This is a genomic window from Ensifer meliloti (assembly GCF_030064585.1).
Lineage (GTDB): Bacteria > Pseudomonadota > Alphaproteobacteria > Rhizobiales > Rhizobiaceae > Sinorhizobium > Sinorhizobium meliloti.
This window is the reverse complement of sequence record NZ_CP120365.1, coordinates 3,084,447-3,107,963: the sequence shown is the minus strand read 5'-3', so window position 1 is coordinate 3,107,963 and position 23,517 is coordinate 3,084,447. Positions and strand designations below refer to the sequence as shown.

The 23,517-nt window shown below is 63.2% G+C and carries 26 protein-coding genes and 1 tRNA gene; 16 read left to right on the top strand and 11 right to left on the bottom strand.

The features are described from left to right. Positions 1–102: 102 nt before the first annotated feature. On the bottom strand, positions 103–1,083 hold the full coding sequence (locus tag PZL22_RS21830) for an MBL fold metallo-hydrolase (RefSeq protein ID WP_080573304.1): 981 nt from the start codon (positions 1,081–1,083) through the stop codon (positions 103–105). Between the two features lie 253 nt (positions 1,084–1,336). On the opposite strand from PZL22_RS21830, the gene PZL22_RS21825 reads away from it, so the two are divergent. Then, on the top strand, positions 1,337–2,749 hold the full coding sequence (locus tag PZL22_RS21825) for a DHA2 family efflux MFS transporter permease subunit (RefSeq protein ID WP_003527196.1): 1,413 nt from the start codon (positions 1,337–1,339) through the stop codon (positions 2,747–2,749). A gap of 78 nt (positions 2,750–2,827) precedes the next feature. On the opposite strand, the gene PZL22_RS21820 is transcribed toward PZL22_RS21825, so the two are convergent. Genes PZL22_RS21820 through PZL22_RS21810 form a run of 3 tightly spaced genes read right to left on the bottom strand, consistent with a single transcriptional unit; the run spans position 2,828 to position 5,542 of the window. Then, positions 2,828–3,211 (bottom strand): VOC family protein, encoded by a 384-nt coding sequence (locus tag PZL22_RS21820; protein WP_003527193.1) that lies wholly within the window; start codon positions 3,209–3,211, stop codon positions 2,828–2,830. Between the two features lie 4 nt (positions 3,212–3,215). Next, on the bottom strand, positions 3,216–3,953 hold the full coding sequence (locus PZL22_RS21815) for an RlmE family RNA methyltransferase (RefSeq protein ID WP_003527192.1): 738 nt from the start codon (positions 3,951–3,953) through the stop codon (positions 3,216–3,218). Then, on the bottom strand, positions 3,950–5,542 hold the full coding sequence (locus PZL22_RS21810; RefSeq protein WP_033048483.1) for a Ppx/GppA phosphatase family protein: 1,593 nt from the start codon (positions 5,540–5,542) through the stop codon (positions 3,950–3,952). Before PZL22_RS21810 ends, PZL22_RS21815 begins: the two co-directional genes overlap by 4 nt. Positions 5,543–5,855: 313 nt before the next feature. Between PZL22_RS21810 and PZL22_RS21805 the strand changes: the two genes are divergently transcribed. The 7 genes from PZL22_RS21805 (at position 5,856) to PZL22_RS21775 (ending at position 10,586) form a co-directional block, all read left to right on the top strand. Next, a tRNA-Gln gene (locus PZL22_RS21805) sits at positions 5,856–5,929 on the top strand. Between the two features lie 350 nt (positions 5,930–6,279). Then, on the top strand, positions 6,280–6,735 hold the full coding sequence (locus tag PZL22_RS21800) for a translation initiation factor 2 (protein WP_080573301.1): 456 nt from the start codon (positions 6,280–6,282) through the stop codon (positions 6,733–6,735). Positions 6,736–6,924: 189 nt separating this feature from the next. Further along, positions 6,925–7,191 (top strand): hypothetical protein, encoded by a 267-nt coding sequence (locus PZL22_RS21795; protein ID WP_003527190.1) that lies wholly within the window; start codon positions 6,925–6,927, stop codon positions 7,189–7,191. Positions 7,192–7,445: 254 nt separating this feature from the next. Beyond that, entirely contained in the window at positions 7,446–7,595 is a 150-nt protein-coding gene (locus tag PZL22_RS21790; protein WP_015007185.1) for a rhodanese-like domain-containing protein, read from the top strand. Continuing rightward, on the top strand, positions 7,562–9,004 hold the full coding sequence (gene chrA / locus PZL22_RS21785) for a chromate efflux transporter (RefSeq protein ID WP_003527188.1): 1,443 nt from the start codon (positions 7,562–7,564) through the stop codon (positions 9,002–9,004). Before PZL22_RS21790 ends, chrA begins: the two co-directional genes overlap by 34 nt. Positions 9,005–9,083: 79 nt before the next feature. After that, the gene (locus tag PZL22_RS21780) at positions 9,084–10,286 is read left to right on the top strand and encodes an MFS transporter (RefSeq protein ID WP_003527187.1); all 1,203 of its coding nucleotides are present in this window, start codon (positions 9,084–9,086) and stop codon (positions 10,284–10,286) included. A 117-nt stretch (positions 10,287–10,403) separates the two neighbouring features. Further along, positions 10,404–10,586, top strand: coding sequence for a hypothetical protein (locus PZL22_RS21775; protein ID WP_015007184.1), 183 nt, complete (start codon positions 10,404–10,406; stop codon positions 10,584–10,586). Between the two features lie 12 nt (positions 10,587–10,598). Here the strand turns inward: PZL22_RS21775 and PZL22_RS21770 are convergent, their stop codons facing one another. From PZL22_RS21770 to PZL22_RS21760, 3 genes are all read right to left on the bottom strand, one after another. Next, positions 10,599–10,967: a DUF1236 domain-containing protein gene (locus PZL22_RS21770; protein WP_003527186.1), complete on the bottom strand. Its 369-nt coding sequence runs from the start codon at positions 10,965–10,967 to the stop codon at positions 10,599–10,601. A 273-nt stretch (positions 10,968–11,240) separates the two neighbouring features. Next, the gene (locus tag PZL22_RS21765) at positions 11,241–11,885 is read right to left on the bottom strand and encodes a Vgb family protein (protein ID WP_003527185.1); all 645 of its coding nucleotides are present in this window, start codon (positions 11,883–11,885) and stop codon (positions 11,241–11,243) included. A gap of 33 nt (positions 11,886–11,918) precedes the next feature. Beyond that, positions 11,919–13,142: a hypothetical protein gene (locus PZL22_RS21760; RefSeq protein WP_003527184.1), complete on the bottom strand. Its 1,224-nt coding sequence runs from the start codon at positions 13,140–13,142 to the stop codon at positions 11,919–11,921. Between the two features lie 120 nt (positions 13,143–13,262). On the opposite strand from PZL22_RS21760, the gene PZL22_RS21755 reads away from it, so the two are divergent. Together PZL22_RS21755 and PZL22_RS21750 are read left to right on the top strand one after the other, a co-directional pair. After that, positions 13,263–14,075, top strand: coding sequence for a DUF899 domain-containing protein (locus PZL22_RS21755; RefSeq protein ID WP_284718561.1), 813 nt, complete (start codon positions 13,263–13,265; stop codon positions 14,073–14,075). Positions 14,076–14,082: 7 nt separating this feature from the next. Continuing rightward, on the top strand, positions 14,083–14,352 hold the full coding sequence (locus tag PZL22_RS21750; RefSeq protein WP_015007181.1) for a hypothetical protein: 270 nt from the start codon (positions 14,083–14,085) through the stop codon (positions 14,350–14,352). Here the strand turns inward: PZL22_RS21750 and PZL22_RS21745 are convergent. After that, positions 14,336–14,701, bottom strand: coding sequence for a UCP034077 family protein (locus PZL22_RS21745; protein WP_015007180.1), 366 nt, complete (start codon positions 14,699–14,701; stop codon positions 14,336–14,338). The two genes, PZL22_RS21750 and PZL22_RS21745, sit on opposite strands and share 17 nt — an antisense overlap. 200 nt (positions 14,702–14,901) lie before the next feature. Further along, positions 14,902–15,558, bottom strand: a complete 657-nt coding sequence (locus PZL22_RS21740) for a DUF8692 domain-containing protein (RefSeq protein WP_003527174.1) — start codon at positions 15,556–15,558, stop codon at positions 14,902–14,904. A 309-nt stretch (positions 15,559–15,867) separates the two neighbouring features. Here PZL22_RS21740 and PZL22_RS21735 point away from each other — a divergent pair, with 309 nt between their 5' ends. Beyond that, the gene (locus PZL22_RS21735; protein ID WP_014526621.1) at positions 15,868–16,320 is read left to right on the top strand and encodes a hypothetical protein; all 453 of its coding nucleotides are present in this window, start codon (positions 15,868–15,870) and stop codon (positions 16,318–16,320) included. A gap of 110 nt (positions 16,321–16,430) precedes the next feature. Then, on the top strand, positions 16,431–17,003 hold the full coding sequence (locus PZL22_RS21730; RefSeq protein ID WP_003527168.1) for an MgtC/SapB family protein: 573 nt from the start codon (positions 16,431–16,433) through the stop codon (positions 17,001–17,003). A 24-nt stretch (positions 17,004–17,027) separates the two neighbouring features. Here the strand turns inward: PZL22_RS21730 and PZL22_RS21725 are convergent, their stop codons facing one another. Then, positions 17,028–17,276 carry a hypothetical protein gene (locus PZL22_RS21725; RefSeq protein WP_003527166.1) on the bottom strand — a complete coding sequence of 83 codons (249 nt, stop codon included), beginning with the start codon at positions 17,274–17,276 and terminating at the stop codon, positions 17,028–17,030. A 438-nt stretch (positions 17,277–17,714) separates the two neighbouring features. On the opposite strand from PZL22_RS21725, the gene PZL22_RS21720 reads away from it, so the two are divergent. The 4 genes from PZL22_RS21720 to PZL22_RS21705 all read left to right on the top strand — a co-directional run bounded on the left by PZL22_RS21720 (position 17,715) and on the right by PZL22_RS21705 (position 21,983). Then, positions 17,715–19,058 (top strand): M20/M25/M40 family metallo-hydrolase, encoded by a 1,344-nt coding sequence (locus PZL22_RS21720; protein ID WP_033048484.1) that lies wholly within the window; start codon positions 17,715–17,717, stop codon positions 19,056–19,058. Between the two features lie 129 nt (positions 19,059–19,187). Beyond that, on the top strand, positions 19,188–19,955 hold the full coding sequence (locus tag PZL22_RS21715) for an ATP-binding cassette domain-containing protein (RefSeq protein WP_003527161.1): 768 nt from the start codon (positions 19,188–19,190) through the stop codon (positions 19,953–19,955). After that, the gene (locus PZL22_RS21710; RefSeq protein ID WP_003527156.1) at positions 19,952–20,995 is read left to right on the top strand and encodes an ABC transporter permease; all 1,044 of its coding nucleotides are present in this window, start codon (positions 19,952–19,954) and stop codon (positions 20,993–20,995) included. Before PZL22_RS21715 ends, PZL22_RS21710 begins: the two co-directional genes overlap by 4 nt. A 28-nt stretch (positions 20,996–21,023) precedes the next feature. After that, positions 21,024–21,983, top strand: a complete 960-nt coding sequence (locus PZL22_RS21705; RefSeq protein ID WP_284718560.1) for a substrate-binding domain-containing protein — start codon at positions 21,024–21,026, stop codon at positions 21,981–21,983. A 160-nt stretch (positions 21,984–22,143) separates the two neighbouring features. Here PZL22_RS21705 and PZL22_RS21700 read toward each other — a convergent pair whose 3' ends face one another. Next, complete coding sequence (locus PZL22_RS21700; RefSeq protein WP_003527152.1) at positions 22,144–23,397, bottom strand: NAD(P)/FAD-dependent oxidoreductase; 1,254 nt, start codon at positions 23,395–23,397, stop codon at positions 22,144–22,146. Positions 23,398–23,517 lie beyond the last annotated feature (120 nt).

The following is a 23,517-nucleotide window of genomic DNA, read 5'->3' as shown; positions in this document are numbered from 1 at the left end:
GGCGAGGGCTGGTAACACGGATACGCCGGAATGAAAATAGCCAAGGGGCCCAAATCTTATGGGCCCCGCCGAATTGTTGTCGCAGTGCAACAAGCCGTCTCTTCAAATATCGAACTGATAGCTCGCCGGTACGAAGCGATAGCCCTGATCCTGGCTCTCGACGAAGCCGACGGACGGAAACGGCATGTGATACCCGATGAAGGGCAGCCGGTCGGTTGCGATCATGTCGAAGACCTTTTTTCTGCTCGCACTCGCGGCCGGCTTGTCCATGTCGAAGCGGACCTCCCAGTCGGGCCGCTGCAGCGACAGGACATAGTGGTTCGCGGTGTCTGCGGTCAGGATCATGGCCTTGCCGTCGGACTCGAGCCGATAGATCATATGCCCCGGAGAATGACCGAACGCGGCCATGGCAGAGATGCCGGGCACGACGTCGCCGCCATCCGCGACGAAGGTGATCTTTTCCGCCAGCGGCACGACCTTCGCCAGCACCGCCTTGTGCCCGTTCTCGGCAGGAGTGCCGACGCGGGCGCCGTCCTTCCAGAAGTCGTACTCGACCTGTCCGGTCACATAGCGCGCATTGGCAAAAGCGGGCTTTCCACCCTCCGTCAGGCCCCCGATATGGTCACCGTGCATGTGAGTGATGACGACGACCGTCACCTGTTCCGGGGCATAACCGGCAGCCTTCAGGCCTTCCGCAAGCTTGCCCGTGCCCGCCTCGCGACCTCCCTCGCCAAGCCCGGTGTCGAAGAGAACGACCTCGGATCCGGTATCGACCAGGACCGGGGAAAAGCCGTTAACGAAGCCGCTGGTCGGCAGGAAATTCTGTTCCAGAAGCTTGGAGACCGACTCCGCAGGCTGATCGGTACCGAAGATCTCGTGCGGCTTGTCCGCGGCGCGCGTCCCGTCGCTGATCACCGTCACCTTGAAACTTCCGAGTTTCAATGTCCTGAAGTCCGCGCTCTTGCCCATGCCGTCCTTTTCCGCCGTTTCCTGAGCACCGGCAATACCTGCAAGCAGGCTTGGTGCCGCCAACGCGCCCGCGCCTGCCGCGAACAGCGTCCGCCGCTTCAATTTAAATGCCATCGTCATTCCCTCCTGTTGACCGGAGCTGCCCGCGCGCCGGTGATCACAGGCGAGAAGTAGTGCCTTGACAGAAATGGACAGGAGGGATCACACGCATTTGATCTTCAATCTCCGGTTTCGCCCCGACAAAGCCATCGGAACCCCTTACCCGCGACCCGCGCGCACGAGTTTCTGATGATTTTGTCCTCAAATCGATTTCGAATTAAGAACCAATGCGGCTAACGCCCGCAGTGACAGCCCCAAGGCGCCTTTCATGAACCGCATCGTCCCGTTGATCCTCGCCGTCGCTCTCTTCATGGAGCAGATGGATTCAACCGTTATTTCGACATCGCTGCCGGCAATCGCGCGCGACATGGGCGTCGGGCCGATCACGCTGAAGCTCGCGCTGACCTCCTATATGGTGGCGCTGGCGATCTTCATTCCCCTGAGCGGCTGGATGGCGGACCGGTTCGGCGCCAAGCGCATCTTCCGCGCGGCGATCCTCGTCTTCATCGCGGGCTCCGTCTTTTGCGCGGTGGCGGATAGCCTCTTCGCCTTTGTCGTTGCGCGCTTCCTGCAGGGCATGGGCGGTGCCATGATGACGCCGGTCGCGCGGCTCGTCCTTGTCCGCAGTGCGCCACGAAGCGAGCTTGTCTCGGCAATGGCTTTGCTGACGATCCCCGCACTGGTCGGACCGCTCGCAGGCCCGCCGCTCGGCGGCTTCATAACGACCTATTTCTCCTGGCACTGGATCTTCCTGATCAACGTGCCGGTCGGCATTGTCGGCTATTTTCTTTCCGGCATCTACCTGCCCGAGATGGAGCGGCGAAATCCGCCGCCGGTTGATATCATCGGTTTCCTGCTCGGGGGCATTGCCGCCGCCGGCGTGGTCTTCGGGCTCTCGGTCATCAGCCTGCCGGCCCTGCCGCCGGCGATCGGTATCGCTTCCGTGTCGGCCGGCGTCGCCGCCTCGCTCCTCTATATCTTCCATGCGCGCCGGCATCCGGCGCCCGTGCTCGATCTCAAGCTCTTCCGCGACGGCGCCTTCCGCGCCGCGTCGATCGGCGGCACGATCTTCCGCATATCCGTCGGCGCAGTGCCTTTCCTGATGCCGCTGATGCTGCAGGTGGGCTTCGGTCTGAGCCCGTTCCAGTCGGGCCTCATCACCTTCGTCGGCGCCGTCGGCGCCATCACTACGAAGTTCCTCGCGCGCCGCGTGTTCGCTTTCGCCGGCTTCCGCACGACGCTGCTCATCGCCGCCGTGATCGCAGCCGTCACGACTTTCGCCAACGGCTTCTTCACGCCGGCGACACCCTATCTCCTGTTGATCTCCGTCCTGCTGATCGCCGGCTTCGCCCGGTCCTTCTTCTTCACCGGCGTCAACGCACTCTCTTTCGCCGATATCGACGATGCCGACGCCAGCAAGGCGACGTCGATGAGCGCCGTACTGCAGCAGATCAGTCTCGCATTGGGGGTCGCAGTCGCAGGCGCCATTCTCGAATTCGAGACGGCGCTCAGCGGCAAGCCGCTTGAGCTTGCAGACTTTCACGTCGCGTTCATGATCATTGCCATCGCCAATCTTCTGGCGGCGATCCCCTTCATCGCCATGGCGAAGAATGCCGGCGCCTCGGTTTCGGGGCATCGGCTGGCAGTACGGGAAGTGGAAACGACGGCTGCCGGCAAATAATCTGCCGCAGGGTCTGATTGGGCAGCACTGTCAGGGGGGCGCTCCGCCCCCTGCCCTTTCAAGCAAGCCGCACAACTCCTATTCCGGCCGCTCGCAGACCGCCGAAAGCTTGTTGCCGTCCGGGTCACGGACGTAGGCCGCATAAAAATTGGCATGGAACGGGCGCAGCCCCGGCGCGCCCTCATCGGTGCCGCCGCCGGCGAGCGCCGCGGCATGGAAGGTGTCCACCGCCGCGCGGCTTTCCGCTTCGAGCGCCACCATCGAGCCGTTGCCGATCGTCGCGGCCTCGCGATTGAACGGCGTCACCACCCAAAGCCGGCAGCGGACGTCACCCTCCGCCCCGTAACCGATCTCCACCTCATCCTCCTTGCGGCGCTTGAGGCCGAGGGGCGCAAGCGCCCGGTCGTAGAAAGCGCCCGCCCTTTCGAGATCGTTGGAGCCGAGGGTCACATATAGCAGCATGGCTCTATTCTTCCGCAGCACCCTCTGCCGGCTCGTCGCTCTCAAGCACATGGCGACCCTTAAAACCCTTGGCGAGCAGAAACATCTCGACCGATTCGGCACGCGACGATGCCGGCTTCACATGGACGACCTGGCGGAAATTCTGCTTCAGCATGTTCAGGAGGTCGCGCTCGGTGCCGCCCTGGAAGGTCTTCGCCAGAAAATGTCCGCCCTCCGCGAGTACCTCGACGGCGAAATGCGCCGCCACCTCGCAGAGATGCATGGTTCTGATATGGTCGGTCTGGCGATGGCCCGTGGTCGGCGCCGCCATATCGGACAGGACGATATCAGGAGCTCCGCCGATCGCCTGTTTCAGCTTTTCCGGCGCCTCGGGATCGAGGAAATCCATCTGCAGGAAGCGGACGCCCGGGATCGGATCCATTTCGAGGAAGTCGATCGCCGCGACCCGCGGATCGGCATCGGTGGAGTTCGTCACCTTGGCGGCGATCTGCGACCAGCTACCGGGTGCCGCGCCCAGATCGATGATGCGCTTGGCGCCGGCAAGAATCTTGTGCTTCTCGTCGATCTCGAGGAGCTTGAACGCCGCTCTTGCGCGGTAGCCTTCGAGCTGCGCCCGCTGAACATAGGGGTCGTTGATGTGGCGCTCGATCCAGCGGCGCGAAGACGCCTTGAGCTTGCCCTTCTTGACCTTCTGTCCGAGCTTGCGGCCGCTGCGATTGCCGCCGATCGGGGATTTCGTCATGCCTCGGTTCCTTCGTGGCGCTTCACCCGTTCCTCGCCCGCCTGCGCAGAACCGAAGCTGCGCTGATGACGGCGCGGACGCCCCCGGCGCCAGGCCCCGTCATCCGCCATCATATCGGTCAGCAGCCCTTCGCGAAGCCCGCGATCGGCGACACGCATGCGGCTCGACGGCCAGCGGCGGCGGATCGCCTCGAGAATCGCGCAGCCGGCAAGCACCAGATCGGCCCGGTCCGGGCCGATGCAGGGATTGGCGGCACGTGCGGCGAAATCCCAGGAGAGCAGGCGCGCCTGCATGGCCGAGACCTCGTCGTCGGAAAGCCAGAGGCCGTCCACGCGGCGGCGGTCGTAACGCGGCAGGTCGAGATGCACGCCGGCGAGCGTCGTCACGGTTCCCGACGTTCCTATCAGATGGAAGCCGTCGCCGTAGGAGCCGCTTGCCAGCGCGTCGACGGAGGGGCTCTCGAAGCCGGCGAGCATGGCCTCGACCTCGCGCACCATCACCTCGAAACTCTGGGGCGTCACATGCTCGCCGCCGTGGCGCTCGGAAAGGGTGACGACGCCCACGGGCAGAGAAGTCCAGTGGGTAATGTGATTGGCAAGCCGGCTCGAGCGATTTTCGCCTATCCGGATGACGGCGATTTCCGACGAGCCGCCGCCGATATCGAAGAGCACGACGGACCTGGTTTCGCGGTCGACGAGCGACGAGCAGCCGGACACGGCAAGCCGTGCCTCCGTCTCGCGATCGATGATCTCGAGTTCTAGACCGGTTTCCTCGGCGACGCGCTTCATGAAGGCTTCGCCGTTGGCAGCCGCACGCGCAGCCTCGGTCGCAATCAGCCGGCGACGGCGGATCGACCGGGCACCGAGCTTGGCGGCACAGACCTTGAGCGCTTCGACCGAGCGCTCCATCGCGTCGTCCGAAAGCCGCCCGCTGGCGCCGAGCCCCTCGCCCAAGCGGACGATTCGCGAAAACGCATCGACCACACGGAACTGGCCCGGCCGGGTCGGCTGCGCGACGAGCAGCCGGCAATTGTTGGTGCCGAGGTCGAGTGCCGCATAAAGCGGTGCCGGCGGCTCGCCCGGCGCGACGAACGGCGCACCGAGCCTCTCCGGACGCGCCTGCTGTTGCGCGGCGGCTTCGCCGTTCCGCTGCCGCGCAGTATCGCCGGGCCGCTCGCCCGGCCGCAGGCTTGTCGTCGGGTTGCCCGCGGAAGCCAGTGGCCGCCCCTGAAGGCCGCGCCGATGGCGCGTCTTCCTGTTGCGCTTTTGGCCGCCCTTCTTGTCGCTGAGCGCCGCATCCAACGCCGGCGCGCTTGCACCGGAGGCAGCGGACTGATCTTGCGGTCTTGCTGATTTCGAACGCCGGCGCCGTTTGCGCTTGCGCGACGGCTCCGCCTCGTTCAGTGCTGCGGGACGCCCTGCTTCTCCGGACGGGCCGGATCCGCTGGCAATTGCAGACGGGGAACCGGACAGCTTACGCCGCCTCCGTTTGCCCTTGCCGCCCCGCGGCGCGCCTGTGCGCGCCTCGCTGCGGCCTGCTGCCGACGCCCCGGATTCAGACGGCTTCTCGCCGTGATCGGGGTCTTTCACTTGTCTCAACCATGGCGCCGCGCGAAGCCTGACGGCCGCTCAAGGCGCTCTCTCGATTTTGCGTTGGCGCGACTGTACCAGCGCCGCTTCTTTTCGCCAAACTTTTTTTGAAACCATAACGGAGCGGGCGACCCCGACCGCCCTCCCCCTTCGGTTGCCGGACATCGATCAAGGATCGATGGACTTTCGAGCTCAACCCAAAACTAAAAGGACACAGCCCGGCCGCATTTTTTTGGCAAAAGGTATTTGCATCGGGCGTTCTTTTGTTTATAAGCCCGCCACACCGACGCGGCGGTACACCGCCTGCGGGCCTTGGGGAATAGGTTAACGGTAGACCAGCGGACTCTGACTCCGTTAGTCCTGGTTCGAATCCAGGTTCCCCAGCCAACCACTTTCCCTGATAAAACAGCTACTTAGCATGCATTTTGCTTAAATAAGCGATTATCGTCGCCTATCGGCGCTGTACGCTGTTGCCGCTCAATGAAATGTCTTACGCAGCCGACGATCCCGCACCAGACCCCAACCGTTGCCCGCATGTTTCCGCAGCGATCTGGCATCCAACGGCACCTCGCCGCCCTTCACGCCCCAGTGCCCGGCTCCTCCGGCAGCGGGCCGCAAGCATCGTCGCGAAGCATGTTGTTAATATCTCCTTCCGGTTGCATTTCCTTGTAGACAGATCGGGGGGAAGAGCGATTGATTGCTCTTGTAAGAACCTATGGGCAATCGGGGCTATCAACATGAATCTAAGAATATTTTCGGCGCTGACCGTGATGGTTGCGGTGTCAGGTTGCGGATCCATCACCCGCGGAACCACGGAAAACGTAACCATTACATCGTCACCCAGCGATGCAAGTATAAGTACTTCTATAGGAAAGTACTGCCCTCGCTCTCCATGCACGATCGAAGTCAACCGCCGCACGGAGTTCACCGCTTATGCTGAGAAAGATGGTTACAAAAAGGGGTCCATCGAGATCAAGACAAAAGTAGTCGGCGCGGGTGCTGCCGGCTTTGCTGGCAATGTTTTGATTGGCGGCGTCATCGGAATGGGTGTGGACGCAGCGACTGGAGCGGCGTTGGACCATTACCCCAACCCTGCGCATATCGAACTGGTCCCGCTGGGAAAGCGTGCTCCCGATAAGGCGGCCAACCCAAAAAGGCGGAAGCACACGAGCACGGCTAAACCATCCGTATAGCGCCACGCTCTTCAGCGAACACAAGCCCGCCGCTCTTGACCGGCGGGCTTGTCGAGCGCCCCGCCATACCTCTCCTCGCAGCATCGTCGTTGCCTGCCATTCATCCGGCGTTCAGGGCCGATCTTCGAAACTAAGCGCTCAGAGATGCGTTGATCCGGCATCACGAGAATATGCGAAGGGAGCCCGACCATGAAGCTTTTGACCATCGCAGCGGCGGCTGGCGTGGCTCTCACCCTGTGCGCCGGCAACGCGCTGGCCGACCCCTGGAAAGACGAAAGCGGTCACGGGCGCTGGCGTGGGTATCATGACGAGCCACGCTATGAACGAAGAGCATACAAGGAAGAGTATCGCCGCGGCCGCTGCAAGATCGAGCGGAAATGGGACGAGGACGAATACAAGGAAGAGATCAAGTGCAAGCGCGGGGCGCGGCCACTCTACGGATATTACCGGTACTGAACGCAGCTCGCGTGGCTATCTTCCGGTCAGGCGCCGGCGGCGCTCGCCGGCGGCCGGTCGGTGCCGCTTATCAGTCGACGCATCTGGTCCATGGCAGAGATCATCGCGCGCGGAGCCCGAAACATCCGGACCATTGACCATCGCTTGACAACGACAGGCAAAGGCCAGAAAACAGTTTCCATGGGGTTGCGATCACCCCACGAGGCGACAGCCGAAGCATCGCGTCCGATAAACCGCCAGGCGGAGGACGCGCCATGTCTTCACTTCTCGAAATTTCCCCCGAAAAGCTTGCCCGCTTCATAGGCACCCCGAACTGCCCGGTCCTCATCGACGTGCGCTGGTGCCGTGACGCGACTGATGAGATACACACATGGCCGTCGCCGAAGAAGGGAGCGTGGAATTGACCGAGACTGCACAGAACACGACCGCATCGGCTCAAGGTCAGGCTTTGAGCCACGGTATTTCCTTTGGCGAGGCGCTCCGGGTCTGGGCACGCGTGGCGGCTTTGAGCTTCGGTGGCCCGGCCGGACAGATCGCGATGATGCACCGCATCATTGTCGAGGAGAAACGCTGGATTGGCGAGACCCGGTTTCTACATGCGCTGAACTATTGCACCTTGCTGCCAGGGCCGGAAGCGCAGCAGCTTGCAATCTATATCGGCTGGCTCATGCACAAGACCAAGGGCGGTCTGGTCGCCGGAGCCCTATTCGTGCTCCCCGGCGCCGTTGCCATCATGGTGCTGAGCTGGATCTACGCCATCTTCGGAAATGTCGGCGCCGTTCAGGCGCTGTTCTTTGGATTGAAGGCCGCGGTTCTGGCGATCGTGCTCGAAGCGGTTCTTCGTATCGGCCGCCGGGCGCTCAGGAACAGTGCCATGATAGCCCTTGCCGCCGGGGCATTCATCGCGCTCTTCCTGTTCCGCGCTCCCTTCCCACTGGTCGTCCTCACTGCGGGTCTCATCGGCTTTGTCGGCGGTCGAGCCGGCTGGGCTGCCTTTCAGGCGGGGAACGGACACGGAAAAGTTGGCAGCAGGCAAGTCGCTGACATCGAGACCGCGCTTGGCGAAGAGGTTCCGGCCCATGCACGGCCCCCAATCAGCTGGTCGCTCAAGGTTGCCGGTGTCGCTCTCTTTTTGTGGTTCGCTCCGGTGCTTGCACTTGTCGCGTTGCTTGGCCCAGGGAATGTCTTCACCGACATCTCGATCTTCTTTTCGAAAATGGCGATGGTCACCTTTGGCGGCGCCTATGCGGTTCTCTCCTATGTCGCTCAACAAGCCGTCGAGCACTATCATTGGCTGAAACCCGGCGAGATGCTGGACGGTCTCGGCATGGCTGAGACGACGCCTGGCCCGCTGATCATGGTCACTCAGTTCGTGGGCTTCATGGGCGCCTACCGCGACCCCGGTCTGCTTCATCCATTGCTCGCCGGCACGCTCGGCGCGCTGCTCACGACCTGGGTGACTTTCGTGCCCTGCTTTCTCTGGATTTTCCTCGGCGCGCCGTTCATGGAAACGATGCGCAACAACAGAGCTCTGTCCGCCGCGCTGGCGGCGATCACCGCGGCGGTCGTCGGGGTCATCCTGAATCTGGCAGTCTGGTTCGCGTTGCACGTGCTCTTTCGCGAACTCTATGAAGCGCGCGGATTCGGCATGACGGTCGATGTGCCGGTCCTGAGTTCTGTGAACCTTGCCTCTCTCATCCTGACCGTCGGCGCGATTGTCGCGGTGTTCCGGTTCAAAATCGGCATGCTGACAGTCTTGGCCGGCTGCTCCCTCATCGGCCTCGTCTATGGATTGTTCATGGGGTGGATCTAGCTCCCGAAAACGCGATCCGGCAGCGCTTCGATTGAGAAGCGCGCAGGGGCTCGAGGGAGGGGGCGCTCCGAGCGAAGGTATGAAGGCGGTGCAAAGCATTCATCCGGCCACCTATCTTTTTGCGGCGCGCGCCTTACGCGATTTTGGCGACGGGTTCGTCGCCATTCTGTTGCCGGTCTATCTGCTTGCTTTGGGATTTTCGCCGCTGCAAGTCGGCGTCATCGCGACCGCATCGCTCTCCGGCTCCGCACTCTTGACGATCGCGATCGGATTCCTCGGTGCGCGCCGTGATCTCCGCGGCTTGCTCCTGGCCGCCGCCGGCCTGATGGTCGCCTCCGGTGTCGCCATGTCTATCGTCAATGATTACGCGCTCCTGCTGGTGGTCGCCTTTGCAGGTACGATCAATCCATCGGCAGGCAGCGTGAGCGTCTTCGTCCCACTGGAGCATGCGGTGCTTACCCGCGAAGTGGCGAGTGCCGATCGGACGCGCATGTTCGCTCGCTACAGCCTCGCCGGAGCGCTCGCAAGCGCCGTCGGGGCGCTCGCGGCAGCTCTACCGGATTTCATGACGACCTTCGGCTTCGGGCAACTGACCGCCATCAAGCTGATGTTCGTTGTCTACGCGTTTTTAGGTCTGGCTGGCGCAGTACTTTATGCCCGCATGCCTCCGCGCATCACCCGCGGTGAGCCCGCGAAAGCAGCACTTGGCCCCTCGCGCGCTATCGTGTTCAAGCTCGCAGCCCTTTTCAGCCTCGATGCATTCGCTGGCGGGTTCGTGGTGCAGTCGTTGCTCGCCCTGTGGCTGTTCGAGCAATTCAATCTGTCGCTCGCGGAAGCCGGGGTGTTTTTCTTCTGGTCGGGCGTGCTGTCGGCCTTCTCTTTTCCTGTCGCCGCATGGTTATCGAAGCGGGTTGGCCTCATCAACACGATGGTGTTCACTCACATCCCATCGAGCATCGCCCTGATGCTGGCAGCATTCGCGCCTACATTGCCGCTGGCGCTTGCCTTGCTATTGGTTCGTGCGGCACTCTCGCAGATGGATGTTCCGACGCGTTCATCCTATGTGATGGCGGTCGTGACCGAGGCGGAACGCACCGCGGCCGCAAGCTTCACCTCGGTGCCGCGCAGTCTCGCCGCAGCGGTCAGCCCTGCACTGGCAGGCGCTCTCTTCGCTGCCTCGTTTCGTGCTTGGCCGTTCCTAATCTGCGCCGCGCTGAAGATCACCTACGACGTGCTGCTCTTGCTGCAGTTCCGACACCACAAGCCACCTGAGGAATACTGAGCCGACCGCCTCCTTGGGAGAACAGAGCCGCTCGCGTGGCTATCTTCCGGTGAGGCGCTCCGCACCAGGAACCACGCCGCGGCTGGCCCGTTCTCCTTCTGCCGAAAGGAGAAGACGATGAGTACCAAGGATACCAATGCGACCCCTGAACAGTCTGAACCAGCCGATGTTCGTCAGCCGGCAACCCGGAAGAAGCACCGGGACGAGGAGTCGATCGCACCACCAGCGGTCCAGCCTCCAGGGGCAAAGGACACAAGCGAGAAACCCGAAGTGAACCCGGTCACCGGCGGGGCGTTGTAGCGCTCGCCGCGCCTATTTGACCACCTGCACGACGGTGCGGCTCTTCACATCCGCGATGACGCGCTTCTCGTTGACCACCGCAAAACCATAGCGCCTGTCGGCTGGAACCGTATTGAGAAAGACTGTTTCAGGCACCGGTTTGCCGACGGATATCTGTTCCTGCAGCACAAGCGGCCGTTGCGGAAACGGCTGCAGTTCGACGTATTCCGTCACGCCTGGCGGCGGCGGGTCGATCGCCACCCCCTCAACGGGCCCTGCGACAGCCGCCACGGTCGTATCGGCGGCGCTGATTTCGTTTGTGCTTTGCGCTTCGGCAGGAGCCGCGGTCAAGAAAACCGCAACACCCAATGCAACGGAGCTCTTGACGAGAACGATTGTCATGAGAGCTACTCCAGCTACGAATCCCTTCTCATGAAGAATCGCCTGCCGAGAGCTTTGTTCCGGCGTGCCTGCGGCATCAGACCTTGGTCCTACACGGGGAGGTTAAAGGTCCTAGGACCGTTGCACGCTGCTCCTCGTGACGCATATCGCTCTGAGACGACCACGGCGGCATCCTCGTCAGCCGTCCACGTCGTCCGAAGGTCCCGGAGTCAACGCGATTGTCCCTTCTAAACGCTCCGGGACCTTCATTTCCGTCCATTTACGGGGGACCGTCTAAGCGGAGACCCGGCTTGGCCTGCGCACGGCCCTCACCTTCCCGCTGCTTCCTCCGCCACAGTAAAACCGGTCTCTGCCATCGGATTCGAGGCCGGACACGCCTACACCCGGGGGCATCTCGAGCGTTTCGAGGACTTCTCCCGTTTCCGGGTCAAGGCGCCTCAGGTCGCTCTCGTCGCCTTCCCATGTGGCATGCCAGAGCTCGCCGTCGACCCAGGTGACGCCGGTGACGACTCGGTTGGATTCGATCGTGCGGAGAATCTTCCCGGTGTCGGGATCGACCTGGTGGATCTTCCGCCCTCGATAGTGGCCCACCCAGAGCGTTCCTTCAGCCCAGGCGAGGCCTGAATCGCCGCCCTCGGCAGGCGCCGGAATGGTGGCAAGCACGCGGCCGGTCGCCGGATCGATCTTCTGGATACGATCCTCTGCAATCTGGAACAGATGCTGACCGTCGAAGGCCGTTCCCGCATGTGCGGCGACATCGATCGAGCGCACCGTCTTGCCGCTCTCCGGATCGAGGGCGTTCAGCCTGTCGCCGGAGGCGAACCAGACGTGCCGGCCATCGAAGGTGACGCCGGCCACCTGCCCGGTATTCGGGAAAGGTCCGTATTCCTGGAGAATTTCTGCTTTCGATCGTTTCATTTTTCCATCCTCGTCGCTGTAATGTCTCGCATCCTAGTCGCTCGGTAGCGGGCCCGGGAGTAACAAGACTGTCGGGAAGCCCAGGACGGGCGGGGTCATCCAGCGAAGCGCCCGTCCGCGGCCGAAGGACTGCACCTTGCCGGCCGACGCAAGCTGCTCGAGTGCCCGCTGCACGGTGCGCGGGCTCGCCCCGAGCGCAATCGCCAGCGCCGAGCTCGACCACGATTCGCCGTCGGCAAGGAAGGCAAGCACCGCCGCATGCTGGTCTTCGACGGGCGGCGCCAGCACCACGATCTCACCGGCGGCGCGGGGTGAGAGCGCGAAACCCTGCTTCGTCGCCCGCACTTCCGCCAGAGACCGAAGCTCTGCCCGAAGGCGTCCGATCTCCACGCGCAACCGGGCGCGGTGGGATTCGTCTGCATGTCTCGCACGGAAGGCGCGCGCTAGGAGCGTTGCTCTCGGCACGTCTTCCGGCCAGGCTTCGCCGAGCGCACGCGCAAGCGCGAAGAGCACCGGGCGCGTGGCGAGCGAGACCACGCGCTTTTCGTTCCGCACCACATTGCGGCAGGCATCCACCACGAGTGCCCCGGAAGAGAGCAGCGTTTCGACTTCCTCGATGAGGAGAGACCGCTCACCGCCGCTGCCGATCAGGCGCGCGACCGGCGCATCCAGCACGAGCGATGCGCTTTCGACCTCGGCCGTCAGTGCCGGGATGTCGGCTTCGCGCGCGGCGCGTTCGGCTCGGGCGAGCGATATCCGCGCGGCTTTCGCCTGCAGACGCCGTATGGCGATGCCGGCGATGACCAGTTCGCGGGCCGCCCGCGTCGCCGGGGGGAGCGGCATGCCGGAGTCGAGCTCCGCAAGCGCGCGTTCGGCCTCGTCCAGGCGGCCGATGAGAAGCAGGCGCCGGGCCTCGATATTGCGCGCATGCGCGGCATTGACGTGATCGCCATGCGCTTCGAGGGTCGATCTCGCCGCTTCGAGCGTTTTCGTGGGCCAGCCGAGATCCCGCGAGACGAGAGCGATCTCGGCCTCGGCGACGATGCAGCGCGCGCGCGCCACCGCCTGTCTCTGGCCGAAGGCATGCGCAGCACTTCTGAGAAGGGTCTTCGCCCGGCCGAAATCGCCGAGCTGCGCCATCGCGATGCCCCGAAGCGCGAGCGCATGGGCGTCGTCGCGCAAAGCCACGCGGTTCAGTACGCCGAGAAGATCGCCGGCCGCGAGCGCCCGTGCCGCAGCGGTGATCAGCGAGTCCATCGAAATCCCGTCACACTTGTCACTCTCACCGTTCGATCTCCGGCTCTAGTCTGGGTTCCTGTCGGTCGAGCAACCTGCCCCGGGCAATGTACGACGACAAATGGCCAAAGGAGAAGAATGATGACGGCACATGCAATCGGAACACGGGAAGAATGGCTGGCTGCGCGGCTCGACCTGCTCGAGGCCGAAAAGAACCTGACGCGGCGAAGCGACGAGCTGGCGAAGTGGCGCCGGGAATTGCCTTGGGTACGGATCGACAAGGCGTACCGGTTCGAGACTGACGAAGGCGAGGCCTCGCTGCGCGACCTCTTCAAGGGGCGTTCGCAACTCCTCGTCTACCATTTCATGTTCGGGCCCGATTATACCGCCGGCTGCCCGTCCTGTTCGGCGATCGCCGATGGTTTCAACGGGATCGCCGCTCATCTCGAAAACCACGACGTCGCCTTCTCCGCGGTCTCGCGCGCGCCGCTTGCGAAGCTCACGGCCTATAAGCGACGGCTGGGATGGAGCTTCCCCTGGGCTTCTTCGGACGACGGCGCCTTCAACCGCGATTTCTGCGTCTGGTTCACCGAACAACAACAGCGCGAGGGCGGCATCGAGTATAATTTCCGCCGCGAGCCGCCAATCCCCGAGCAACCGGCGTCCGAGCCGCTCGCGGGCAGGACGGTCCGGGAATGGGACGCAAGCGGCAGCGAGGGGCCGGTCGCACAGATCGCAGCCATGACGGGGACCGACGTCGCCACCTATACACGCGACAGGCCCGGTGTCAGCGCCTTCGCGCTCGAAGACGGCATCGTCTACCACACCTACTCCAGTTATGCGCGTGGACTGGATGGGCTATGGGGCATGTATCAGTGGCTCGACCGGACCCCCAAGGGACGCAACGAGAACGGCATCTGGTGGCGCCGCCACGACGAATATGCCCAAGGGTGACCGTCCGATGCGGCTCGCAACGGGTACCGCCGCGCGTGGCCTGGCCGACTGGCTGGGCCTCGCCGCCGCACCGGCTTTCGCGGTCATGGCGCTTCTGGCCGCCGGCGGTGATGCGGATATCTGCTCATCGATACAAGGTGCTTCGCTGCTGAGCGGAATGAGCAGCATGTATTTGCTGATGTCCGTTTTTCACCTGGCACCATGGCTGAAGCTGATTTCCGCAAGACGGGAAGCGCCAACCGATCCGGCGCTTCCGCGGATCACTCCGCCGACTTGAACTGCAGCGTGAACACGTTGCCCGCGATCTCGTCGGAGAGTGATTTCGAGAACTCCAGCGGCACGCAATTCTGCAGCGCCTCGGTGGCGGCGGTCACGAAAGCCTGCCGCTGCTTTTCGTCGCCGTTTACTTCGATCGCGGTCGGCCGGGGCGGGCCCATCAACGTACCGTCGCCGCGGAACCCGAACCTGAGGGTGACGAAGGAATCCTTGAAGCCTTGCGGCGGAGTCCAGCATCTGCCAAGCGCGGCTCCAAGGTCGGCCACCGTATAAAGCGGCTCGGCGTCGAGCCTCTCAGCCCCCGAAACGGCAAGGATTAGACCAGTGCAGGCCAGTCTCGCCATCTGCATCGTCTTCAGCCCCTATCCCAGAGGATGGTGAAGCTAGAGCGGGATGAGGAAAAGTGTGTGCAGTTTCCGCCCGCATCCCGCGTCTCAACCTACTAGAATCGATCACGTTCATGCCTTTAGGCCGACGGCCTGAAACCATCATGATCTAGCAGATTCGGAAACGCCTGCAACAGGCCCGTATTCACATACGGACTTGCGCCTCAGCGGCGCTTCGTTTTCAGCGCCGCATGGCTCGTGAGGCTGAGAAAGACGGCCAGGAACATGATGCCGAGGATCTTGAAGCCCTCCTCGACGAAAACCAGTCCGGCGAAGTTTTCCGAAACCGCGTCCACCAGGAAGGAACAGCCGAGCGACGCGACGGCGGCGGCAAGCAGGACCCACTGAATATTCCGGCGGATAAACCAGGCGTGATAACAGAGCGTCGCCAGCAACAGCATATGGGGAACAAGGACAAACGGCTCCGGGACCCCGGCCGTGGCAATCGCCTCATGAAGCATCAGAAGATCGTCGATGCCCATCAACCCGGAAAAGAGCCCGCCGGCGAGAAGCGTGCGTCGCAGATGCGGCGCGTCGTAGCCGGCTCCGGACCAATAGGCCTGGAGAGCCGCGATCCCTCCCGTAAACCAGAGAATGACGCCGAGATTGGAGACCAGCCCGAAATACTTCGGCTGCCCGGCAATCGCGTTGGGGTCGCGTACGAGGTCGTAGTAGTCGATGCCAAAAAGCCGGTCGGCGATGACGATCGACGTCAACAGCACGATGCAGGAGCAGATGACCAGGAGGGCGTAGTGGAAATCACCCTGTATTCGCCTCTCCCTTGTCAGGGCTTTGGCCGTGGTGATGCCTTCGACATCCATCTCGATCCTCCGCAACAGATGCCCCAGCCATGCCACCGCGGACGGTCAGCTGCCTTTGTGACAGTTTTATGACAAGGCGCGACCGGCGGTTGCGGACCTCCCGGCATGGTGGTCCGGGACGCGCGGCACGGTCCCGCACACAACGGAACCTTGCAGGTTTTCGGACGTTAATCGTTGCGTCGTGTGCCCACCGGCCCGCGACAAGGTCGCAATTTACTTGCGGTGGTACGGAATCCCTCCCCCTTGGGTCATGCTGATTTGGGGATCTATGCAAAGGCGAATTTGCAGGCGGGGTGACGGAGAGAAAGGATGTATGCCATGAACCAGCACGAAGAATTGCGGGAGAAGCCGCCGCTCGATCCTGCCACCGGCCAACCGACGCCGCGGGACCCGGAAGTGCCCGTGACCAGATCGCGCCGTAGCAGCTGGCCTTTGCTGGTCATCATTCTTGCCGGTCTGATACTCGCGTTGATCGCCTGGCTTCCGGCAGAGCTGACCAGGGATGCCGAGAACGAGCCGGTCGCGCCGGGCCAAACCGAGACGACCCCGTCCGACGCCACCCCGCCGGCCGCTCAACCCGCGCCTACGGACCAGGCCGCGCCTACGAACGAGGCCGCACCTACGGACCAGGCGACGCCGCCCGCCGGGGGAACCACGGCGCCGGCAGCACCTGAGACCCAGACCCCGGCAGCGCCCGAGACGCCAGCAGCACCGGCAGCACCTGCCACGCCGGCACAGCCGCAGAGCGCTCCTGCGCAGTAGAACGACGAACGCCCTTTGTCGAGCGGGATGAAGCGGCTTGCCGCGCCATCCCGCTCCTCTGCAGTTAGATCCTCCCCGAGGGGTCGAGTGACGGAGCGGGTTCGTCTTTCATGAACGAAATCTTTGCCGACATCCTTGCCGATACCCAAACACCTTATCCGGTGATATTCGCGCGGCTCTTCGGCGCGGTCCTGCTCGGCGCAATGATCGGCGTCGAGCGTGAGAAGCGGCAGCGGCCGGCAGGGCTCAGGACCCATATTCTCGTCAGCCTCGCCTCCGCGATCTTCGCGGTGGTCGCCATCGAAAGCGTGCACATGAAAAGCCTTTCCGGCCCCGAGGTGCGCATCGATCCCATTCGCGTCGTGGAAGCCGTAACCGCGGGAGTGGCCTTTCTCGCTGCCGGCATGATCGTCTTTTCGAAGGGGGAGGTGAAGGGACTGACGACCGGCGCCGGCATGTGGCTTGCCGGCGCCGTCGGTCTCTCGGTCGGCTTCGGCTTCTGGCTGATCGCGGCCTTCGCCGCCGTTGCGAGCCTCGTCGTGCTCTTTGTCCTCGGCCGGCTGGAGGTGGCGCTGCAGTGGAAGGCACCGGACGAGTTCTACAACACGGATTCTACGTCGCAGAAGAATGAAGATGCAGGAGAAGACCGGCCCCGAGACCGGGACGATGGACGCGAACGATGATCCGAGCCGCCAATGGCGGCCCGATCAGCGCAGTTCGGAAATTGGGGTTGTTTGATACCCGCCCAAGGGGAGCGGACGGTTATCGAAGACGGACCTACCCTCCTTCAGGCCATGAATGACAGCAACGGCCTTGCGGGCTTCGTCCGGCGTCGCGAACAGCTGGCCTTCCAGGGACCAGACGCTGAATTTTACGGCCATGAACCGCAACCGGCCGTTCTCCGGGATCAGCGCGCCGACAGCCTCGCCGGCAAACTCCACCGTCTGCTTGCTCATCGTGTTTGAAACTCCTCCCTCGGCCGGGCAAAGCCCAAGCGGGCCGACTCTTGCGGTCAGCCGCAGGAGAAACACGCGAAGCGCAGGTTGGTTCCGGCGCCAGAATTAAAAAACAACTACGATGACCGCCTCCCTCGTGAAGGCGCTGCCTTAGGTCACTCCGTTGTAAGACAACTGACATGCATGTTAGCTTTCGTGTCGATGAATAAATCACTTCCCGTTGCAGTCGAGTGTCCCGCGGGCCCGCTAACCATAGCGCAGGCCGCTTCGCCGTTCGTACGTTTCCCGGAAGCGGTCACCATATTCTTGTTGACAGATGTCTGACAATTGCGCAGTTTTTCATTCGACAGGACCGCGCCCAGTGCGAGCGGCCGGGAAGCCACCTCGGCGCCGGCCGAGAACAAGAACGGCCTGCAGGACGAAAACTTGGGACCGGATATGCACTCACCCACAATAGACGTGCAGGCTTCTGCACTTTCTGGACGCATCGACGACGCTATTGCCCGCCTCGCCCCCGGCGCGGAGCAGCTTCTTGAGCAGCTCGTGTCCGTCAACAGCATCAATCCGGGCTTTCCCGGCATCGCTCGCGAAACCGTGATCGGCGGAGAGACGGCCTGTACGCGCCTCATCGGCGCCTATCTCAGCAACCTCGGCTTCGAACTCCATGACATCGCAGTCGATCCGCAGCGGATCAATCTGGCGGCAGTATTGAAGGGCGCCGGCGGCGGGCGCTCCCTGCTCTTCAACGGGCATGTCGACACGGTCGCACCGTTCAAGCCCGAAGCCTGGACTTCCGGAGATCCGTGGAAGCCTGTAAGGCGCGGAGAGGAGCTCTTTGCTCTCGGGTCTACCGACATGAAGGGCGGCCTTGCCGCTGCCTGTCTCGCCATCGCGGCTCTCAAGGAAGCCGGCGTCCTGCTGAAGGGCGACCTGCAGGTCCATGCCGTCGTCGGCGAAGAGACGATGGACCACGAAAACGGCACGACAGCCGTAATCAAGGCCGGCTTCCGGGCCGATGCGGCCATCGTTGCCGAACCCTCCTCCCAACCCGAGCGGCTGACGATCGCTCCCGTCTCGGCCGGCAACTTCAACCTTGAAATTTCGGTCAAGGGTCATGGCACCCATGCCGGCAACCGGGGGGCGGCTATCCGTGCCGGCGGCGAAGGCCCGAGCGCCGGCGTCAACGCCGTCGAGAAACTGATCAAGATCGTGCAAGCGCTACAGGATCTCGAACAGGAGTGGGGTATCACCAAACGCCATCCGGCCTTTCCGCCAGGGCTGTTTTCGCTCGTGCCGGGCGTATTCCACGGCGATGTCGGCGTTCCGAGCGTCGGCTACATGGCCGACCACGCCTATGTCGGCTACCTCGTCTGGTACGCGCCGCAAGAAGACCCCGAGGCGGTGAAGGCAGAAATCGAGCGCCATGTGCACCACGCGGCTCAGCTCGACCCCTGGCTTCGCGATAACCCGCCGAGATTCACCTGGCGCAGCCACTGGCCTGCTGCAGATGTACCGACGGATCACCCACTTGTAGACGTGCTCGCCGATGCCCGTTCGGCGGTGCTTGGTCCCCTCCCCCCAGGGCGGGCCACGACCGCTTCCTTCAATGCCGTAAGCGATGCGTCCTTCCTTCAGGCTCAGGGCATTCCAGCGATCGTGCTCGGCCCGGGGAACATCCGCTACGCTCATGCTGTCGATGAACGCATCAACATGCGCGAATGGCGAGAATGCGCCCGCATCTATGCCCGCGCCATCATCGAGTGGTGCGGCCTCGCCAACTGACTGCTGCTGCTTTCGACCGCCATGGAGGCGGGCGGAAAGCCCCGTCGGGCGGCGTCGGCCGCGCAATGCGCAACTGAAACGTGCCGGAGCCCGACGAACCGTGATCGATTTTCCAGTCTGGAGATTGCCATGACAACCCCGATCCTCTGTGCTCGCAATATCGAAAAAAGCTTTGGGCAGATGCGTGCCATGCAAGGCGCAAGTTTCGATGTCTATGAAGGCGAAATCGTCGCCCTCATCGGCGACAATGGTGCCGGCAAATCGACCCTGACCAAGATTCTTTCCGGCGTACTGCAGCCGGACAGCGGCGAGATCCTTGTCGATGGAAGGCCGATCCATTTCGACAGCCCGCTCGACGCACGCACACACGGCATCGAAACCGTTTACCAGGATCTATCGCTGGCGGTCGATCTCAATGCGGTGCAGAATCTCTATCTCGGCCGCGAGATCGCCGCCCCCGGGCTGATGGGTCGCCTCGGTTTTCTCGACAAGGCGCTGATGCGGCGCAGGGCCCAGGAGTCCTTTGCCCGTCTGGGCGTGCGCGTTCCCGACTTGCGCGCGGCCGTCGCCAATTTCTCCGGTGGACAGCGCCAGGGCATTGCGGTTGCACGCGCGCTGATGTGGGCGAAACGGGTGGTGTTCATGGACGAACCGACGGCAGCGCTCGGCGTTGCGCAGACGCGCAACGTGCTCGACCTCATCCGCCGCGTTCGCGACACCGGCGTCTCCGTCGTGCTCATCAGCCACAGCATGCCGGATGTCCTTGCGGTGTCGGACCGCGTCACGGTGCTTCGCCACGGTCGTCGCGTTGCGACCTATGCCACCGGTGCGGTTACCTCCGACGAGCTCGTCGCAGCGATGACCGGCGCCCTCGAACGCGACGGAGCCGCGGCATGACCGTCGATACTGCATCCGACAACACGACGACCAAGGACCAGCCTTCCATGCTGCATGACGCCCCGCCGCGAAAGCCCCTGATCCGCCGGCTGTTGGACGGTCCGGAACTGATGATCTTCGGTTCGCTTATCATCATCATAGCGATCTTCACGGTCATGGCGCCCGCCGCGTTTCTGAGCGGTATCAACCTGCGGAACATGGCGATCGAGGCTTCGATGATGATGATCCTCGCCGTGGGCATGACCTATGTCATCATCGCCTCCGGTATCGATCTGTCGGTTGGCGCCGTGCTTGTCTTCTCAAGCGTCGCGTCGCTGATCGCCATGCGTGCAACTGGCTCGGATGCGCCCTGGGTGCCGGTGCTCGGGCTTGTCGTGTCGCTTGCCTCCGGAGCGCTCTGGGGGCTCGTCAACGGCCTGCTCATTGCCAGAGCCCGGCTTACCCCGCTGATCGTCACACTTGCCAGCATGGGCATCGCGCTCGGACTGGCCCGGCTGATGACAGGCGGCGTCGACCTTACCGGGGTGCCTCGATCAATTGTTACCTCGATCGGCATCGGCCGTCTCGGGGGCATTCCGGTCATCGTGCTGATCGCCTGCGTTTTCACGGCCATCGCCGGCATCGCTCTGCATATGACCCGCTTCGGCCTCTATACCTATGCAGTCGGATCCAACGAGCAAGGCGCGCGCCGCGCCGGCATCAAGGTCGATCGGCATATCGTATCGATCTATGTGATTTCCGGCGTTTGCGCTGGCTTGGCCGGCTATCTCACCCTCGCCCGCTTCTCGTCCACGACGATTTCGGGCCATGCCATGGACAATCTGAAGGCGATCACAGCCGTCGTGCTCGGTGGCGCAAGCCTCTTCGGCGGCGTCGGCTCCATGTACGGTACGGCAGCCGGGGTGTTCATCCCTGTCGTCCTGGCTTCGGGCCTGATCATCGTCGGCCTGCCAAGCTTCTGGCAGGAAGTCGCCGTGGGCATCGTCCTTCTCGCGGCCGTGCTGCTCGACCAGTACCGACGCCGCTCCCGCTCCTCCTGACCTCCAACCAAAACCACAAGAGGGAACAATGACGAAGATGACCAAGAGACTTGCTTTCCTGCTTGCCGCCACCGTTCTGTCGGCAACAGCTGCCGCGGCTTCGGACGACATCAGCGTGTCGCTGGTTCTCGGCCAGCGTAACAGCGGCTTCCATGAGGCCATCGCCTGCGGCGCCCGCGCCGCCGCCCAGGAGCTAGGCGTCAAGGTCAATATCCAGGCCGCCCCGACTTACTCAGCTTCGGAACAGATCCCCGTATTGAACTCCGTCATGGCGACGAGTCCTTCCGCCATCGTGCTCGATCCGACGAGCTCGACCGCACTGATCGCGCCGCTTATGGAGGCGGCGGCCAACGGTGCCAAGATCGTTGCCGTCGATACCACCCTCGACGACCCGTCTGTACTGGCCGCCGTGGTCGGCACCGACAATGAAAGTGTCGGCCGGGAAACCGCCAAGGCGCTTGCAAAAGCACTGGAAGGAAAGTCCGGCAAGGTGGCGCAGATCAACAGCATTCCCGGCATCTCCACCGTCGATGCCCGGATCAGGGGCTTCGAGGAAGAGATCAAGAATTATCCGAACCTTACCTACATCGGAAATCAGTTTGCCAGTGAAGACATACCGAAGGCACAGCAGGCCTTCGTGTCGCTTATGAGCGCCCATCCCGACCTCATCGGCGTCGTATCGCAGTCGAACAACCCGGCGATCGGCGTCGCCGGGGGCATTCGTTCCACCGAGACCGCCGACAGCGTCGTCGCCGTCGCAGTGGATGCCGACGATGCCGAGATCGAGGCGCTGAACGAAGGGCTGCTCGATGCTCTCGTCATCCAGCAGCCCTTCGAGATGGGTTATCTTGGCTTCAAGCAGGCCGTCGCTGCCGTCAAAGGCGAGCCCGTCAAGACGCCGATAGGCACCGGCACCGTAACCGCTACCAAGGCGAACATCGCCGAGCCGGACGTCGCCAAATACCTCTACAAGGGAAATTGCATCTGATCGAAAGTTCAGGCGACAGGCGGGGGCCGACCATCTCGCCCCCGTTTTTTATACCTCTGGAGAGACCGTGGTCCAGTTGGACGCACAAAGAACGCTCTGAATCACAATGATTTTAGGTCGGTTCGACCTAAAATCATTGAACACACTCCTCTCATCCGCGCTATGCGAGGAAGCGCTCCGGCCGATACGGCGTGATGTCGATCACAGGCTTCTCACCCGTCATCGCCTGTGCCAGCGCCCGGCCGGTGACCGGCCCGAGCGTCATGCCGTGATGCGCGTGGCCGAAGGCGAACCAGAGGCCTTCGTGCCGCGGAGCCTTACCGATAACAGGCATCATGTCGGGCGTGCAGGGGCGCGCGCCCATCCACGGTTCCTCGTCGCGCCGCTCGGCGAGCGGGAAGAACTCGCGAGCGACCCGCTCCGCTCGTGTCAGCTGCACCGGCGTTTTCGGCGCATCGCGCAACGCGAACTCGGCGCCGGTCGTCAGCCGGATACCGCGCAGCATCGGCGCCAGGAAATATCCCTTCTCGGCGTCGAGCACCCAGTTGTTGAGCTGAGCGCCCTCCCTGATGCCATAATGCATGTGGTAGCCGCGCTTCACGGCGAGCGGGAAATGGTAGCCGAGCTTTCGCGTCACCGTGTCGGCCCACGGCCCGAGCGCGACGACGACCTCCCGGGCCTCCAAAGGGCCGTCCGGTGTGGCGACACGCCAGCCCGCCCCTTCCAGAATATGCTCCAGCGTCGCCGCATCGCCGGAAACGAGCCGGCCGCCGAGCGACTGGAAGTAGGCGAGATATGCCTTGTTCAGGCTGTGCGGATCGCGGATCGACCACGGATCGGTCCAGCGCAGGCCGCCGGCGAGTTCGGCCTGGATGGATGGTTCGATCGTCTTCAGCTCGCTGGTCGAAAGCTTCTGGTGATTGACTCCGAAGCCGGCGGAAAGCCGCTCTGCGTCCTTATAGGCCGCGTCCCGCTCCTTTTCGGTGCGGAAAACCTTCATCCAGCCATCCTTGCGAATGAGGTCGCCGGCGCCGGATGCGTCGATCAAGTCCTGATGTTCCGCGATCGAATGTTCGATAAGCGGTGCATAAAGATGGGCTATCTTCTGGTGCTGGGTGAAGCCCGAGTGCCACCAGTAGCGCGCGAGGAACGGCACGAGACTGGGCAGCGCACGGAAGTGATAGCTGGCGTCGATCGTGTTGTTCAGGGCGTAACGGAAAAGCGCTCCGAAATTGTGCGGGAAGCCGTAGGGGAAGACGCCCTCGCGCTGTATCAGGCCTGCATTGCCGTAGGACGTCTCCTCCCCCGCACCGCGCCGGTCCAGAAGCACCACCGACTTTCCAAGCCGAGCCAGATGGATCGCGCTGGAAATGCCGACAATGCCGGCACCGAGAACCACTACGTCCGTCTTCATGTGCAGATGCTCTCCTATCCGTCAAACCGCCGTGCCGCGTCACTTCACGACGACAACTTCCAGGGATTTCGTGGGAGGTGGTGTCCTGACATGCGCGGCGGGTATTCGCATGAATAGCCA

Coding starts and splice junctions, on each gene's coding strand:
- PZL22_RS21745 (WP_015007180.1), bottom strand. CDS start 14,701: ATGCAGATGGCGAGACTGGCCTGCACTGGTCTAATCCTTGCCGTTTCG.
- PZL22_RS21715 (WP_003527161.1), top strand. CDS start 19,188: ATGACAACCCCGATCCTCTGTGCTCGCAATATCGAAAAAAGCTTTGGG.
- PZL22_RS21770 (WP_003527186.1), bottom strand. CDS start 10,967: ATGACAATCGTTCTCGTCAAGAGCTCCGTTGCATTGGGTGTTGCGGTT.
- chrA (WP_003527188.1), top strand. CDS start 7,562: ATGGCCGTCGCCGAAGAAGGGAGCGTGGAATTGACCGAGACTGCACAG.
- PZL22_RS21730 (WP_003527168.1), top strand. CDS start 16,431: ATGAACGAAATCTTTGCCGACATCCTTGCCGATACCCAAACACCTTAT.
- PZL22_RS21740 (WP_003527174.1), bottom strand. CDS start 15,558: ATGGATGTCGAAGGCATCACCACGGCCAAAGCCCTGACAAGGGAGAGG.
- PZL22_RS21750 (WP_015007181.1), top strand. CDS start 14,083: ATGCGGCTCGCAACGGGTACCGCCGCGCGTGGCCTGGCCGACTGGCTG.
- PZL22_RS21710 (WP_003527156.1), top strand. CDS start 19,952: ATGACCGTCGATACTGCATCCGACAACACGACGACCAAGGACCAGCCT.
- PZL22_RS21735 (WP_014526621.1), top strand. CDS start 15,868: ATGTATGCCATGAACCAGCACGAAGAATTGCGGGAGAAGCCGCCGCTC.
- PZL22_RS21820 (WP_003527193.1), bottom strand. CDS start 3,211: ATGCTGCTATATGTGACCCTCGGCTCCAACGATCTCGAAAGGGCGGGC.
- PZL22_RS21825 (WP_003527196.1), top strand. CDS start 1,337: ATGAACCGCATCGTCCCGTTGATCCTCGCCGTCGCTCTCTTCATGGAG.
- PZL22_RS21725 (WP_003527166.1), bottom strand. CDS start 17,276: ATGAGCAAGCAGACGGTGGAGTTTGCCGGCGAGGCTGTCGGCGCGCTG.
- PZL22_RS21780 (WP_003527187.1), top strand. CDS start 9,084: ATGAAGGCGGTGCAAAGCATTCATCCGGCCACCTATCTTTTTGCGGCG.
- PZL22_RS21830 (WP_080573304.1), bottom strand. CDS start 1,083: ATGGCATTTAAATTGAAGCGGCGGACGCTGTTCGCGGCAGGCGCGGGC.
- PZL22_RS21700 (WP_003527152.1), bottom strand. CDS start 23,397: ATGAAGACGGACGTAGTGGTTCTCGGTGCCGGCATTGTCGGCATTTCC.
- PZL22_RS21760 (WP_003527184.1), bottom strand. CDS start 13,142: ATGGACTCGCTGATCACCGCTGCGGCACGGGCGCTCGCGGCCGGCGAT.
- PZL22_RS21755 (WP_284718561.1), top strand. CDS start 13,263: ATGACGGCACATGCAATCGGAACACGGGAAGAATGGCTGGCTGCGCGG.
- PZL22_RS21720 (WP_033048484.1), top strand. CDS start 17,715: ATGCACTCACCCACAATAGACGTGCAGGCTTCTGCACTTTCTGGACGC.
- PZL22_RS21765 (WP_003527185.1), bottom strand. CDS start 11,885: ATGAAACGATCGAAAGCAGAAATTCTCCAGGAATACGGACCTTTCCCG.
- PZL22_RS21800 (WP_080573301.1), top strand. CDS start 6,280: ATGAATCTAAGAATATTTTCGGCGCTGACCGTGATGGTTGCGGTGTCA.
- PZL22_RS21790 (WP_015007185.1), top strand. CDS start 7,446: ATGTCTTCACTTCTCGAAATTTCCCCCGAAAAGCTTGCCCGCTTCATA.
- PZL22_RS21775 (WP_015007184.1), top strand. CDS start 10,404: ATGAGTACCAAGGATACCAATGCGACCCCTGAACAGTCTGAACCAGCC.
- PZL22_RS21795 (WP_003527190.1), top strand. CDS start 6,925: ATGAAGCTTTTGACCATCGCAGCGGCGGCTGGCGTGGCTCTCACCCTG.
- PZL22_RS21705 (WP_284718560.1), top strand. CDS start 21,024: ATGACGAAGATGACCAAGAGACTTGCTTTCCTGCTTGCCGCCACCGTT.
- PZL22_RS21815 (WP_003527192.1), bottom strand. CDS start 3,953: ATGACGAAATCCCCGATCGGCGGCAATCGCAGCGGCCGCAAGCTCGGA.